The following is a 14574-nucleotide window of genomic DNA, read 5'->3' as shown; positions in this document are numbered from 1 at the left end:
AATGCAATCCGATATTATTTACATTTTAATATTATCTATATTAATTCGATATTTATTAAATAGAGATCGATTATTTCTAATATAATTCCTAATAGCATTTATAGGGACAACCTGAGTAATACCATATTTTATTGACGAATATCTCGATATATATATTTCACCTCGATATGGTGTTAGGCTCTCAGCACTCTCAAACCCAGAACCTCTTTCAGGTGCAAGATACTGAAGGAAATCTGCAGCTGATGATCTTGCAATCCCTACAATTTCCACCACTGAGGTTATGCTGTTAATAGCAAGTACAATAGAGCCGCTTGCACCACGATTAAATGGTGCATCTACTATAATCTCACCACTTTTATCACTTTTTATTGAACCAATTATACCTTTCGTAACTAATTTGAAGCCGCTTGGATAACCTATCAGATAAATAAAATTACCAATCGCTAGTTTATCTGAATCTCCAAAAGGAAATTCCAAAGATGGAATTATGGAGGTAATTTTATCACTCTTCAAATGGACTAAAATAAAAGCAATATCTAAATTTCTATCGTAAAGGATTACTTCGATAGAGTCGTAATCCGGGATATTGCTGATGTAAAATTCCTGCTTTATACGAAATCCAACAGACTCAACAACATTCTTTTTACCACTCTCAATATAATAATAGCTAAGGATTGTATCCGGGAAATTGATTACATGTGCACATGTTAACAAAAGTGCCTTTTCTATATCAGAATATAATACAACAGCAGTGCCTGATGAAGTTCTATTAAAGAATATCTCTCGTTCTGCAAACTTCTGTAAATCTATCAGTCTTGCTTCTCTTTCACTGATTTTAAGCCTCTCAGAAAGTACATATCCTTTATAATAGCAAATGCTTGAGATGAATTTCACATAAGATTCCGCTTTTTTTAAATACTTTGAGATATCCCTGATTGGAACATTACTGTAGTAGCTATCAACGATAGATAACTTTTCCTCTTCTACAACATATCTTCTAACACTGCATTGACTTAGAATTAGAAAAAAAAGAAGGTAAAATAATATAGTTATTAATTTATTTTTCATTATAATATCAAAACCATCTCTCTAATTAATTTAGCACAAACTATGTTAGAAACACCAGAATTATCGTAGTGTGGAGTCAATTCAACAACATCCATACCTACAACATTATTTGATCTAAATTCATATAAAATTTTTAAAAGCTCATTAAACTCAACGCCACCAGGTTCAGGATTACTTACTCCAGGAATGATAGAAGGGTCAAGAACATCAAGATCAAGGGAAATATAAACAGATGTATCCTTCGGTATATTTTTAACTTTTTTGATGAAACTTTCATACTCTTCAATTAAATAAAAGTTTAGATTCTCCTTACCAAAAGTTATTTCTTCCTTTTCTCCCGATCTAACCCCCCATACGAACACATTCTCGCAAGGAAAAAACTCGCAAATTCGTCGGAGGACCGTCGCATGAGAATATTTCTCTCCAAGATAATTATCCCTCAAATCAGCATGAGCATCAAGATAAATAATTCTGACATCTTTATATTTCTTATACAATTCTTTAACTATCGGAAGAGTAATTAAATGTTCCCCGCCTACAGCAAAAATTTTCTTATTATCCCTTAAAAATTTTCTAACAACGGAACCAATCTTTCTAATTGATCTCTCTGCATTTCCATACGTCAATAAAATATCACCAACATCACAGATTTTTTCTTCTCCAATCTCCTTATTAAGACTAATAGAATATGCCTCAATACTCTCGGAAGCCTCCCTCACGAAACTGGGTGCAAATCTGCTTCCTGCTCTATAGCTGGAGGTACCATCAAAAGGTATCCCAAAGAAAACTATGTCAGACTCAGGATAAGATGAGTCAAATCCAAGGAAGTTTATTCTTTTAAGATTTTTCATTTATCATCTTTTTTACAAAGTTTGGCAATGAAAAGCAGGATTTGTGCACAGCGGAATTATAATATTTCAGATCAAGATTATCTCTCTCATATCTCTCTTTTTGAAAATCTTTTATTGGATCATACTTTTTAGAGGAAAAAGAGAAAGACCACATTCCCGATGGATAACATGCAACATGGGCAAGATACATTCTAGTTTCAGGAAAAACTGATTTTAAGTTTCTATATATACCTGGAACATGCTTCTTTAAGGTTACATCATAGGGTGTCTCAGTCTGGGAGACCATGATACCGTCATCTTTTAAAATTGATTTACAATTAGTATAGAATTCTTTAGAGAAAAGACCGACTGCTTGTCCAACAGGATCTGATCCATCTATTAAAATAATGTCATATTTACGATTCGTTTTTTCTACATATTTTAATCCATCTTCAATATATATTCTTAATTTTGGATTATCAAAATACCGACCAAGCGATGGGATATACTTCTTGGTTACCTCAACAACTTCAGCATCTATTTCAACCATGTCCACAGATTCAACTATTTCATGCTTTAAAACTTCCCTTGCAGTACCACCATCTCCTCCACCAACAATTAAAACTTCTCTCGGATTTGGGTGAGTATACAGAGGTACGTGCGCAATCATTTCATGATATGAGAATTCATCATACTCACAACTCATTACCATACCATCAAGCGCAAGAAGTCTCCCCATTTCTTCAGTTTCAAAAACTTCTATCTTCTGATATTTACTTTCTCCGGTAAATAACGTCTTCTTTATTTTAAATAGTAGCCCATAAACCCTCATATCATCTTCAACAAACCATATACTCATAATAATTCCCTTTCACATTAATCCCATAGCACAACCCCTGCGAAGGCCGTGGCTACTTTTTTAACTTCTATGGTAGCGCCGATTGATATTATCTCTTTTAGAGTACGATTTCTAAATTTAAATCCATCAATTACCATCTCTTTAACACGTTTTTCTACAATATCTAACGGTGCTTTATTAGAATATTCCATTATGAGTCCAGCTAAATCTTCATTTTCAGGAATTCCTACTGCAACAGCAGCAGAAATAACCTCTCCAGGAACTGATGATGTTATTTTTGAATATGCTATTGGAACCAAAGACCCATGAGGCAATTTTATTGGTTCAATTCTTTGACATTTTGGGGGCAAGATACTGCTAAGTTTTACAAGATTTGTATCTCCTACCCCTGCATCTATTAACGCGTTATCAAAGCTATTTAGTTCCGACTCACCCTCTGCACATCCTTTTACCAAAAAGTATTTTGTCGGTGTCTTAATTACTGCCATTTTCCACCTATCAATAATTCATTTAACCTCAACAGCCACGCTTTCCTGTGGTTTATGGTAAACTTTTTGATATACATCATCAAATAAACCGCGTCTTAATTCCATCATACTACTTGTTTTACTTCTCAATTTATTTTCAAGATATTTATAAATAGTCCACGGTGATATTGTATCACCGCAAGTAAAAACATCCACAGCAGCATAGTTATACTCAGGCCAGGTATGAATAGCAACATGAGATTCTGCGATAACAACAACACCACTAACTCCATGTGGACTGAATTCATGAAAAACAGTTTTAACTATAGTAGCCTCTGCTTCATTACATGCTTCAACCATATATTTCTCTATCAACTCAACATTATTGAGTATTTCAGAATCACAATCATAAAATTCGGCAAGTATTTGACGACCTAAGGATTGCAAGGCTCACCTCCTTTCCCTTTCAGAGTTACCAAATTCTCCTCAACCGGAATCAAAGAACTATGTTTGTGGAAAAATAAAAAAGGGATAGTTTGTACTATCCCTGGGAAAGGTAGGTACTCAATGTGGTGGTAGAAGCATACGCTTCTACCAATATAACCCCCATCTTTATAACAGGACGGCTATATTGACTTGTTTGTATTTTTATTAATTTATTCTCTATCATTCATTTATCCTACTTAAATAAAAACCCGCTAAAAATTTGCACGCAAATTTATTTAACAAATTAATAAAAAACAATCCATTTTTATTTAAAACCAAAGTGTAAAAATTTATTTCTTATCACGCGGAATATTAAGCTCTATCCTAATTTCTTATGAAGCTAATGCCTTCACTTACTTCTAATTTATCACCCTGATAGATATAGTACCTAAAACCGGGTAAAAGAGATACCGAAGCAGTATAACCTTCCGCATTTACAGCAAGAAATGCATCCTGAAAATTCACCTTCCCGTTATTTGACTTAATTATTCTTTTTAACGCTTCCTCGCAAGCCTTCTGTGGATGCATACCACCTCTCATTAGCACAACGATTAAGAAACAGTCAGCAATTCTTATTATTTCTTCGCCAATACTAGTTGCCACAGCGACACCAGCCCTATTATCAAAATATGAACCCGCCCTAATAATGGGGGAATCACCAATTTTACCTGAAATCTTCCATGCTAATCCACTAGTACTCACACCAGTCGCTATGTCTACATTCTGATCAACAACAATTAGACCAATTGTATCGTGGAATTGATCTGGGGAAAGCCAGTTATCCTTTTCATTTAGATTTCTCTTGCATTTTAGCTACCTACCCTCGAGCCTTCTACGTCAACAAATTCTCCTCTTTAAAACCATTTGCCAGAGCAAACTTCTTGGCACAATAACCAACTAGAATTTTATGCTTCGTCGTTTCCATAACTTTCCTTGCAACAGAAATTGAATTCCTTATATTTTCAAGACAAGCTACAATTCCACACCTGAGTGCTTTACCTTCAATAATTAAGGCGTCAAGCTGTACAACACCATCTTTATTTGGTAATCACCATATCCAACCGATAACACATTAAGCTCATTCTCTGTTACATTTAGATTTAAAATATTTAATACACAAAGACATCTTTTATATTTAATTTCTTTTTAAAACAATTCTTACGACAGTCTTTTCAAAAGGCTTACTCTCTTTAATAAAAATTTTTCCTTTGTGATATTCTTCTATAATCCTTTTTACTAGTGACAGACCCAGACCCCAGCCACGTTTCTTTGTGCTAAATCCAGGTCTGAAAATATTCTTAAAATTTTTCTTTAATATCCCCCTCCCATTATCTATAACATCTATTATTACCTTATCATCATTTGTTTGTGATAGTATAACTTCTACTTCAGGATTTTTCGTCTCAGAAACCGAATCTATAGCATTTTTAATAATATTTTCCATACTCCAAGTAATCAAATCAGCGTTTACTCTAGCCTTTACATCGTTTAATGGTCTGAATCTTAATACAACCCCTTTGCCAAGTTGCGGTAATCTTTTCTTGAAATAGTCGATAACCTCCTCAATCAGATCATTTAGTCGATATTCACCAAAAACAGGCTTAGAACCAATCTGAGAAAATCTATTAGCAACTTTTTTTAGCCTATCTATGTCTCTCTTTATTTCTGTTTTTATTTCTTCCGAAATACTCTCATTTTCCAACACCTCAATCCACCCAATAAGAGAAGTAAGTGGAGTCCCAAGCTGATGTGCAGTCTCCTTTGCCATTCCAACCCAAATTGATCTTTTCTCACTGCTTCTTATATAATGAAATCCAAGATATCCAAGTAAAATAAACAGTCCAACGATGCCTATCTCAACATATGGAAAAATTTGTAATCTCTTTATTAGTTCTGTATCTCCATAATGTATATAACCGAGTAGATAGTCCCCATATCTAAGAGGTATAGGTGGATTTACTTCATCCATTTTCCTAACAATCTTTATAATTTTTAAAGTATCATCTCGTGTATTAACTTTTTCAATTCCTATATTTCTCCATGCAGTAGGCTTTGAATTTATATTCTGAGTGATAACCATGGGAATAGACACACGCTTTATAATCTGATCGAATATAAAACTGAAATCTTCGGGGCTATAATCAGTAGCTGCTTTTACGTATACCTCGGCATAGAATCTAAGGAAATTTTCACTTTCCTTCCTAAGACTATCTACAAGAGACTTAGTATAGAATAATAGCCATATAATCAATAATATAGCTAATACAAAGAGTCCTTTTTTTATATTTCCTGAATAATTATAAATCTTATTTTTCACTTCTTTTAACTATAAGCAATGTGACTATTACAAGCAGTGATAAAACACTTATTATCAAACCAGCATAAATATCAGTTGCTCTAAAGCGAAGGAAAACTGTATGTTTTCCTGCAGGGACTACTATTCCCCTGAATGCATAGTTGGTTTTGAATATATCCGTTACATTATTATCAACATATGCTAACCATCCATTTGGATAATAAATTTCGGAAATTACCAGAAAGGCAGGTTTATTAGTATAAACTGTGAAAGTCATACTATGAATATCCCACTTTTCAATAGACACATATGAAGTATCAGGCTTGCCTATCTGGATCTGGAGTTCCTCCTCTATTATTGAGACTCTTTCTGGATCAAATTTCCCATCTTTTATGATATTAAATATCGTGTTTTTATCCTTCACAACCTGTACTGTATCACAGAAAAATGCTCGGGGTAAGAATTTTTTAAATTTATATATTGCAACAGGTATATGCCTGCCATTTATATATGTTGTTGTTTGTAATAACTCCTCAAAATTATCATCGCTAAATCTTGCAGGTGAAATTATGTACTTCACATTAAGCATCCTCAATATCCCCATGGTATTAAATCCAACATTTTCCATCAAATCCTGATATACTTTTAATTTCGCAGGATGATAACCTCCGATTGATTGCAATCCAAATAATCCCCAATGCTTATCGTTAAATAGATTACCTAAGGGATATATCCTAAAAATATCTTTATCTTTTGAAATATATTCGCAGGCAGGATCTCTCAGCTTTGTTAAATCTACTCTGCTGGAGACCATTGGTCTTATTATCTTATTATCCACCCTGTATAAATCAACAAAAGTAACCAAAACAACAGTTGCGAAAAATATCTTTGCACTCAGTTTTTTATTCATGAATAGATAAGCCACTGATAAACCTGCCGCCAGAAACAAAATCATTAACCAGAAATCTCTGTATAACATATCGAATCTTAGATTATTAACATACCTGATCTGCTGCTCATTCCATTGGGGATTAACCTTAAATTTTTCAAACATACTGGCTTTGTAACTCTCTTTAAATAGAAGAAGATATAGTGCAAAAAGCCCCAATAATCCAAATACTATAAAAATTATCTTCTTTAGCTTCTTTTTCCCCTTTTCATCAAGTTTAGAAATATATTCCACCAAATCATTAAGACCAAATGCAGCAAGTACTGCTACACAAAACTGTGTCACAATTAAAATCATTGATGGCACCCGAAATTTACTAAAGAAAGGCAGAATTTTATAAAAAAGACCATATAGGAAAAAATGTTTACCAAATGCAGTTAATAGACTTAAAATTGCTATGGTAATAAAAAATATTGTTATTTTCCTTTTTTTGATGAAAACAGCTAAAACCCCCAATACAAGAACTAGAATGCCCATATAATTTGGATAATCTGTAAAAGGCATAGTTCCCCAATAAGTAACACCACCAAAACCAAAATAGCTGGGATTCAAAAAAGTCATCATCTCTTTTGGATGGAAACTCCACATGGTAGCATAATCAAATCCTGTTCCACCACCAGATCCCCCTCTTATACTGTACTTTGAATAGTTATGAATAGGTATATACAATACCGCAGATAAACAAAATGCCAAGACGAGAGAAATAACAAAAAATGGGACTACTTTTAATAATATCTCTCTTGCATTTTCTTTTCTCCAATTTACAATCAAAAAATAAATAAAATATGCACCTATTAGCATCCACGTATAGTACGCAATCTGGACATGCCCTCGTTGAAGTTGAATACCAAGAATAAGAGCAGTCAATGCCATATTAAACAACCCTGGTTTATAAAGCAACCTATCAATTGCCCAAACTGCCAAAGGCATGTAAACAGCCGTCATCATCTGGGAACCGTGACCATAAACAAGCATCGTTATAAGATAGGGTGTTATCATGTATGCAAGACCGCCAAAAAATGCTGGGATTGATTTAAGTCCCCATCTTCTTAGTAGTAAAAATGTTCCAAAACCTGCGATGAGATAGTGTAGAACCATCGGAATCATGCCTGGTAAGCCCAGCATTGATATAAATTGTAGAATAAAATTTGGAAGATATACGTAAACATTAAAAGATAAAGCCGAAAAAGCCGGCATACCTGAGAAAATATATGGATTCCATAGGGGATATACTCCGTCAACAAAATGTTTTTTTAATGAGTAAAAAGTATAAGATGCTGAAACCTGGTCAGGGGTGGTAAAACTTTTATCACTAAAAATAACACTATAAAAAAGCATTACTAAAATTATAAAATATAATAAAATTGCGTTAACATATTCGTTCTTTAGAATATTTGAAAGTTTGTTTTCAGTTACCTTTTCACTTTTTACATTTTTATTCTTTTCCCTCATTAATTCTACCTCCATCAAAATTATCTCTTAAAAATTCAACCAAATCAATTTTAACCTCTTTTTTCCACCATTCACCAATTTCTGACATTGTTCCAAACCATGGATCATCCTCTTTCAGCATCTTTATCATATCCATAAATGTTAAATAATACTCCTCATTTCTCATCTCATGAGGATGCCATAGAACTGTCAGTACTCCACCGGTATTTTTTACTCTTTCTTTAATTTCATAAATGTAACGGAGTGCCATTTCTCTTTCTATTCGCATACCCTTGGTCTTCACAAACATTGCACTATCCTGAATTATTAAAGGAATCTCTAAAACATCAAGTTTTTTATTATTATTATTAATATCGTAAAGATAAAATGGATATGACGTGCCTCTTCGAAATCCAATGTTATCATTAAATCCCAAAGTTGAGTCATATAATATTCCCGCTCTTTTATATATTTCTGGACTTCTTTTATTATCAAATCTTAAAAAATGTGCTCTATGAGATAAAATATTTTCATTTAGTAAATTCTCTAACTGAGTTTTTTCCTTAAGAAAATCATCTATACTGTCAAGAGCATACCATTGTGAATGTAGCCCTATTTCAAATCCATCTCTCTTAAAAATCTTGACAATTTCTTCGATACAGATTTTCTTATCATAAAATGTAATTTTATCCCTAAATCTATAAACACAATCCGAATAATGTCTCTTTTCTACTTTTTCTGGAGGAAAAAATAGTGTAGATCTGATATTACTCCTCTTCTCAACATTATAAATCAGATCAAGATTTGAATAGGGATCACTTGATTTAGTTAACCCACAAAAAACATTCAGAAATGAATCAACACCCATCGATAAATTCTTCTTCATTCTGCCTCTGGTCATTGTTTTAACAGCTTTGGTTATTGTTTTAAAATTTTGCAGAATATTATACCGACTTACATGATCAATGTCATGTGTTATGCATACAGCATAGGGCTTATTATTAGGCCATATTGGTTTAAAACCGCCTTTATTAAGCCAGTATTCATCCACTACTGGATAATATAGCTTTCCTATTATATTCAACGGAGAATATGCGAAATCGGGAACAAAATCCTTAACATTGGGATTATTATAATCACCAATTATAAGCTTAAATAAATTGATATCCATGTTATTTGTTACTTTAACCTCCTATAAATAAAATTTAATACACTTGGTTTTATTCTTGAAACTTCATAATAAGGATTAAGCTCACCACCGAAGGAACGAAAAAAATACTCGACTCCTTTCAAAACAGATCCCTCAAAATCAAAAACTAATCCTTTTTCCTTAGCTAGCTTAATTCCTTCCCATATTAAAAAAGATGATGTTAAACCTTCCTTATCTACTTTATCATCATATGCACCTATTAAGTAATAAAGAGCAAATTTGTCTTGTACGAAAAATGCTGTACCCCAAATTTCATCGCTATTTTGTTTTTTTGCATTAATAATTACACCTGAATCATTTTTCATGGATTGTTTATATATATCTGTCAACAGGTCTATTGAATCTGGGATGTTTTCATGCTTCCTTATAAAAGTTCTCATAATTAATTGCAGAAATTTTTCATTCACTGTACCCTTTTCGGCAACCAATACCTCAGAACCTTTTTTGATCTTTCTTCTTCTAGTAGCTGACATATTCTTAAAAATATTACCTAACATTTTTTGGCTCGTATCAATTCTATATGTATATCTTACCGAAGTATTAAATTTCTGCCAGATAAATGGCAGTAAATTCTTCACTCCAAGATTCAGTCTCTGTTTAAAAACATTATAAATGGAGATTTTTTTTAATAGAGACTCATAAATCTCAATTTCCTCTGAAATCGAAATTGACATATTCTTGTCTTTTAATATATAAGGTCCCAAATACTGAGTAAATGGAGGCATTCTTGAAATCTTGAGAAAAAATTTCTTCTCATGTAGTATTGGCCAAATAACGATTAAATTATTTTTCCTTGAAGCAATATAATGCCATCTATTGGAGGCGACAACATCAAGCCACCACTTTTTTAAAAAAATAGGCAGGTTTTCTTGAATTTCATCCGAAAAGAGTATGTCCTTGCCTAATTCTTCCATAGTAAGTTCACTTCTTTTACTATTCTGCTGAACATATCATCATCAACTCTTATTCTATTTGAATTTTGAAATTTATCAGGAGGATTTCTTTTCTGCTTTAAATTAACTCCAAATGCTTTCAATTTCTTTTTAAAATTGTTTAATACCACAAAAGGTTTTTCACATAGATACTCATATTCAACATAATATATTCTTTCAGTCCCTATACTTTTTAGGTCCTCTTCGATTTGCCTATATATTAGATAAACCTGCATAGCAACCTGTTTAATAGGATCCATCTTGATAATTTTTTCAACACCCTTAGGCGGTACAGACCACCATTTATTTATTCCACCTGTTTGGCTTATACGTGAAAGCAGTATTGATTGAATTATATAAACTGGATTTCTTTTACAAACTACAAAAATGGCTTGGTTAAATGCTTCATATAAAGGCTTTATTCTCATACTATTATACAAATTTTTAAAAACAACCGGTTTCCCAGAAATTCTTGAAATTAAAGAAATTCTATTTCTAATACTCTTCACTTTTCTTAATCCAATTTGATCTTTTTCTACATAAACATTCATCCCTTTTGGAAACCATTGATACCAGAAATCCGCTGCCTCGCTTGGACCAAGTGGACCTCTTGTTCTTCCATAATAAGATTTAAAATCCTCCGATCTTTCTACCGTGAACAATAACTTCTGAAGTATCCAACCTGTAATAGGGACTTTATAAAAATTGCTCATAAAATTAGATATGTAACACACGTCGAAACTATAAATAACAGATTGATAGAAGAGAGTTGAAGATGATCTTGGAGCACCAATTATAAATATTGGAGGATAAAATTTTCGCCCTCTATTGGCTACGTATAAAAAATATTCAACAGGTTCTAATACATTATTTATCGCTTTCTTAAATAGTCCCATCTCTTGTAATCTTTCTATCAGCTAATTTTACAACAATAATGACAAATAAAAATAATATGATATATAGAAGAGTAACAACCAGCGAGAAAATATTAACCATTTCAAAGAACTGGATGGAACCCCGTGGTAAATATAAGCACATAAAAATTCCTGCTAAGTAAATAAACTGCCATATTAAAGATACATATTGTTTATTTGTCGCTGCAAAAATAGAACTAATTGGTGAAACTGTCAATCTTGTCAAATATAGTGGAACCAATAGTGAAGCAACTTTTCCACTTTCTGACCACTCGTTACCAAAAACGAACATGAATATTTCTTCTCCCCAAAATTTAATGACTAATAATGGAAAAAGTACTATTATAAAAAGTTTCAAAGACGTAGTTATAACAAATTTTGTTATCTTAATATTATTTCGCAAATACTTCGAAATCTGCTGATAATAAACCTGCCCAATTGAATTTCCCAATATGTTAAAAGGAGTATTTAGAACTCGAATGCTTAAGGCATATAAACCGACTAGTTCTTTTGGATAAAAAGTCACAAGTAATAATACTGGCAAATTTAAACTCAATTTATTCAATAATATATTCCAGCTGGAGTATATTGGGAAATTTTTATATTTCTTTGCATTATATAACATTCGTGAAAAGCTTATATTCTTTAAAAACTCTGCCCATCCTTTTTTAAAATATTTAAACACAAGCCACAATAATTCAAACATTTGTCCTATAATATGTCCGAATATTAATCCTAATTTTTTCATTGCTATAACAAATCCAAAAAATAGTTGAAATGTCGATATGCTGGAACTTCTTATTACGGCACTCAAAGAAAGAGCCTTATAGTTTTCACTTCTAATATAAACAAACCTAAAAATATTTCTTAAAGCCTCAAAAAAAATAGACAGAGGTAAAATATAAATTATGTATTTATTCATTCTCAATTTTAAAATAAGTGAAATAGGTTCCTTAAACAAAAAGAAAATTATTGATATTATTGAAATTAATGCTAATGCCAGTAAAAAATTTAGAACTATTAGCGCATTACAATCCCTTTCATCTTTAACTAATGGAATAGCCATTTCATACCTTAGAGTAACAATTGAACCAATAATAGAGTATATAGATACGACTACAGCAAGATTAGCAAATGCCTCTGCTTGAAAAACCCGGGTTAAAACAGGTGATATCAAAAAAACAATCAGCTGTCCTAAAACGCTGCCTGAAGATAGTATTGCTACATTGGATGCAAAAGTACCTTTTTTAAGAATATTCTTTATTATCATAACGATTTAAATGTTCCTCTATAATTTGACAAAGTCTTTCAGAAATTTCTCTCCAGTCATTCTTCTTTGCAATCTCCAGCGATTTTGGAGGCAGTTCAGCTTTAATTGCTTTACCCACTAATCTTACGAATTCATCCTTTGTCTTTGCAACATAGATTATACCCTTTAGTTCCCTAATCCTCTTTGAAAAATCCATCGTAACTACCTTTAACCCTGCCGCTAAATATTCATAAAGCTTGTTTGGATTCAGTGATTTGGAAATTTCATCTTTTTTAAACGGAATTACAGCAACATCAAATGATTGAGTATAACAAGGTAATAAATGATAATCAACTCTACCCAAGTAATGAACATTCTTCAGCTTTCTCTCTATGATGTAATTCTTCAAAAAACTACCCCTTATTTCTGGACCTATTAATATAATACTGCAATTCTCATAAACACGTGATAGATCTTGAAGTAAAGAATAATCAATATAGTCTATAGTACCAGCATATCCAATTATTGGCTTTTTAAAATTTCTGATCTGTTCAGGAGGCTCTCTTCTTTTACTAAAATGTTCAAAATCCACACCATTACTTACAAGATAGGATTTTATTCTAAATACTCTTTGAATCTTTTCATTCAATTCTTCACTAACATAAGTCATAAAATTGCACGTCGATAAATATTTTTTTAGAAATTTCTGCGCCCACGGACAATTTTCCGCAAATTTCAAATGATCATCATTACAATCATAAAATTTTACTTTTGCTTTTAATCTGGAAGCAAAATCGCCCCAATGAATGCTACTAAGTGCTACAACTCTATCTCTCCCAGAAAATCCTAAAATATAGATCCAAAAAAGCGCTGTAAATTCACCAAAAATTTTAATAAACACACTCACTATTCTATTATATATAAATTTGCTTAATAATTTTTTATTGCTACCTCTCAAATAGGGAATCGTTACGATGTATATATTGTTTTCCCTTTTAGGTATGAAATGAGGTTTTTTATCTAATACTACAGGTTCAATAAATAATATTTTCCAATATTTTGGAAATCGTTTCAATATCTGCTGTTTCCGTGTCATCATAAAATCCCACCTAATTTCGGAAAACCAGACCATTTTCCTTTTATAATTTCCCATAATAATACCTTAAATTATAACTCAGTTTTCTCATATAGTAATACAATAAATCATCTTAAATCAAAGCGCCCAATTAAACAATAATTCTACTAAAATAATAACTATCTTTCCTTTATATTTCCATTACAAGTATAGGCTGGGCATCAATAACATCTGCTTTATCAAGTAAGTAAAATTCAACTACATCAATTGCAGTAGGCGGTTTCGTGATATTGGATAAGTCTTCTGTAAAATTTGCATCTAACATATCATAACATTCTAACAGAAACTCCAAATGGAACCGGGATTGTTGAAATATCGACTTTTTCTTTTACTTTCATTAATTCCAATACAAACTTGCTTCTAATGCATATATCATAATTGGCTTACCGTATACTCTTAAAAATTGTTTCGGAATTTTTTTCCTCATTCTAACGCCAAGTCCAACTGCTAAATAGATACAGTACATAGAAACATCTCCTTACTTAGAACTGATTATATTATTAAAATAAGCCCAAAATAGAAATAAAAAAACTTCGTCTATAGCATCATCAAACAATATGCTATCTGATTTTTGAATCGTTTTTAACAGTGAAAAAAGCATTATCGCGATTCTTTCATAACACTTTAACTATTCTAAATATTTACTATACCAGATTAATGAAATTCCTTTAAAATATTTCGCTAATACACTTTCCCAAAATATATTTCAAAATCCTCAACATTTTAGTTAAATTCACTGAGGATAAAA

At 31.9% G+C, this 14574-nt stretch carries 15 protein-coding genes; all 15 read right to left on the bottom strand.

All coding sequences use genetic code 11. The annotated features are described in order from the left end of the window. Nucleotides 1-18 precede the first annotated feature (18 nt). Nucleotides 19-1068, bottom strand: coding sequence for a trypsin-like peptidase domain-containing protein (locus H0Z29_01830; protein ID MBO8130239.1), 1050 nt, complete (start codon nucleotides 1066-1068; stop codon nucleotides 19-21). Further along, nucleotides 1068-1919, bottom strand: a complete 852-nt coding sequence (gene speB / locus H0Z29_01825) for an agmatinase (protein MBO8130238.1) — start codon at nucleotides 1917-1919, stop codon at nucleotides 1068-1070. Before speB ends, H0Z29_01830 begins: the two co-directional genes overlap by 1 nt. Continuing rightward, entirely contained in the window at nucleotides 1906-2757 is an 852-nt protein-coding gene (gene speE / locus H0Z29_01820; GenBank protein ID MBO8130237.1) for a polyamine aminopropyltransferase, read from the bottom strand. The genes speB and speE overlap by 14 nt, the downstream gene beginning before the upstream one ends. A gap of 17 nt (nucleotides 2758-2774) precedes the next feature. Continuing rightward, the gene (locus H0Z29_01815) at nucleotides 2775-3245 is read right to left on the bottom strand and encodes an arginine decarboxylase, pyruvoyl-dependent (GenBank protein MBO8130236.1); all 471 of its coding nucleotides are present in this window, start codon (nucleotides 3243-3245) and stop codon (nucleotides 2775-2777) included. 18 nt (nucleotides 3246-3263) lie between these two features. Beyond that, entirely contained in the window at nucleotides 3264-3671 is a 408-nt protein-coding gene (locus H0Z29_01810; GenBank protein MBO8130235.1) for an S-adenosylmethionine decarboxylase proenzyme, read from the bottom strand. A 363-nt stretch (nucleotides 3672-4034) separates the two neighbouring features. Further along, complete coding sequence (locus H0Z29_01805; protein MBO8130234.1) at nucleotides 4035-4457, bottom strand: isoaspartyl peptidase/L-asparaginase; 423 nt, start codon at nucleotides 4455-4457, stop codon at nucleotides 4035-4037. An 85-nt stretch (nucleotides 4458-4542) separates the two neighbouring features. Next, entirely contained in the window at nucleotides 4543-4719 is a 177-nt protein-coding gene (locus H0Z29_01800) for an isoaspartyl peptidase/L-asparaginase (GenBank protein ID MBO8130233.1), read from the bottom strand. A 126-nt stretch (nucleotides 4720-4845) separates the two neighbouring features. After that, complete coding sequence (locus H0Z29_01795; protein MBO8130232.1) at nucleotides 4846-6027, bottom strand: HAMP domain-containing histidine kinase; 1182 nt, start codon at nucleotides 6025-6027, stop codon at nucleotides 4846-4848. Next, entirely contained in the window at nucleotides 6017-8407 is a 2391-nt protein-coding gene (locus tag H0Z29_01790; protein ID MBO8130231.1) for a YfhO family protein, read from the bottom strand. The genes H0Z29_01795 and H0Z29_01790 overlap by 11 nt, the downstream gene beginning before the upstream one ends. Beyond that, a complete protein-coding gene (locus H0Z29_01785; GenBank protein ID MBO8130230.1) occupies nucleotides 8391-9557 on the bottom strand; it encodes a hypothetical protein in 1167 nt (388 codons plus the stop codon). The genes H0Z29_01790 and H0Z29_01785 overlap by 17 nt, the downstream gene beginning before the upstream one ends. Nucleotides 9558-9565: 8 nt before the next feature. Next, nucleotides 9566-10510 (bottom strand): hypothetical protein, encoded by a 945-nt coding sequence (locus tag H0Z29_01780; protein MBO8130229.1) that lies wholly within the window; start codon nucleotides 10508-10510, stop codon nucleotides 9566-9568. Further along, nucleotides 10498-11424 carry a sulfotransferase gene (locus H0Z29_01775; GenBank protein MBO8130228.1) on the bottom strand — a complete coding sequence of 309 codons (927 nt, stop codon included), beginning with the start codon at nucleotides 11422-11424 and terminating at the stop codon, nucleotides 10498-10500. The genes H0Z29_01780 and H0Z29_01775 overlap by 13 nt, the downstream gene beginning before the upstream one ends. Beyond that, a complete protein-coding gene (locus H0Z29_01770) occupies nucleotides 11411-12712 on the bottom strand; it encodes an oligosaccharide flippase family protein (protein MBO8130227.1) in 1302 nt (433 codons plus the stop codon). Before H0Z29_01770 ends, H0Z29_01775 begins: the two co-directional genes overlap by 14 nt. After that, the gene (locus H0Z29_01765; protein ID MBO8130226.1) at nucleotides 12690-13844 is read right to left on the bottom strand and encodes a glycosyltransferase; all 1155 of its coding nucleotides are present in this window, start codon (nucleotides 13842-13844) and stop codon (nucleotides 12690-12692) included. Before H0Z29_01765 ends, H0Z29_01770 begins: the two co-directional genes overlap by 23 nt. Nucleotides 13845-14163: 319 nt before the next feature. Then, on the bottom strand, nucleotides 14164-14292 hold the full coding sequence (locus H0Z29_01760) for a 2-C-methyl-D-erythritol 4-phosphate cytidylyltransferase (GenBank protein MBO8130225.1): 129 nt from the start codon (nucleotides 14290-14292) through the stop codon (nucleotides 14164-14166). Nucleotides 14293-14574: the final 282 nt, after the last annotated feature.

This window comes from Candidatus Neomarinimicrobiota bacterium (assembly GCA_017656425.1).
GTDB lineage: Bacteria > Fidelibacterota > UBA2242 > UBA2242 > B5-G15 > JACDNV01.
The sequence above is the reverse complement of the archived record's forward strand: the minus strand, read 5'-3'. Positions and strand labels throughout refer to the sequence as shown.

Coding starts and splice junctions, on each gene's coding strand:
- H0Z29_01775 (MBO8130228.1), bottom strand. CDS start 11,424: ATGGGACTATTTAAGAAAGCGATAAATAATGTATTAGAACCTGTTGAA.
- H0Z29_01765 (MBO8130226.1), bottom strand. CDS start 13,844: ATGGGAAATTATAAAAGGAAAATGGTCTGGTTTTCCGAAATTAGGTGG.
- H0Z29_01830 (MBO8130239.1), bottom strand. CDS start 1,068: ATGAAAAATAAATTAATAACTATATTATTTTACCTTCTTTTTTTTCTA.
- H0Z29_01785 (MBO8130230.1), bottom strand. CDS start 9,557: ATGGATATCAATTTATTTAAGCTTATAATTGGTGATTATAATAATCCC.
- speB (MBO8130238.1), bottom strand. CDS start 1,919: ATGAAAAATCTTAAAAGAATAAACTTCCTTGGATTTGACTCATCTTAT.
- H0Z29_01760 (MBO8130225.1), bottom strand. CDS start 14,292: ATGTACTGTATCTATTTAGCAGTTGGACTTGGCGTTAGAATGAGGAAA.
- speE (MBO8130237.1), bottom strand. CDS start 2,757: ATGAGTATATGGTTTGTTGAAGATGATATGAGGGTTTATGGGCTACTA.
- H0Z29_01780 (MBO8130229.1), bottom strand. CDS start 10,510: ATGGAAGAATTAGGCAAGGACATACTCTTTTCGGATGAAATTCAAGAA.
- H0Z29_01815 (MBO8130236.1), bottom strand. CDS start 3,245: ATGGCAGTAATTAAGACACCGACAAAATACTTTTTGGTAAAAGGATGT.
- H0Z29_01770 (MBO8130227.1), bottom strand. CDS start 12,712: ATGATAATAAAGAATATTCTTAAAAAAGGTACTTTTGCATCCAATGTA.
- H0Z29_01790 (MBO8130231.1), bottom strand. CDS start 8,407: ATGAGGGAAAAGAATAAAAATGTAAAAAGTGAAAAGGTAACTGAAAAC.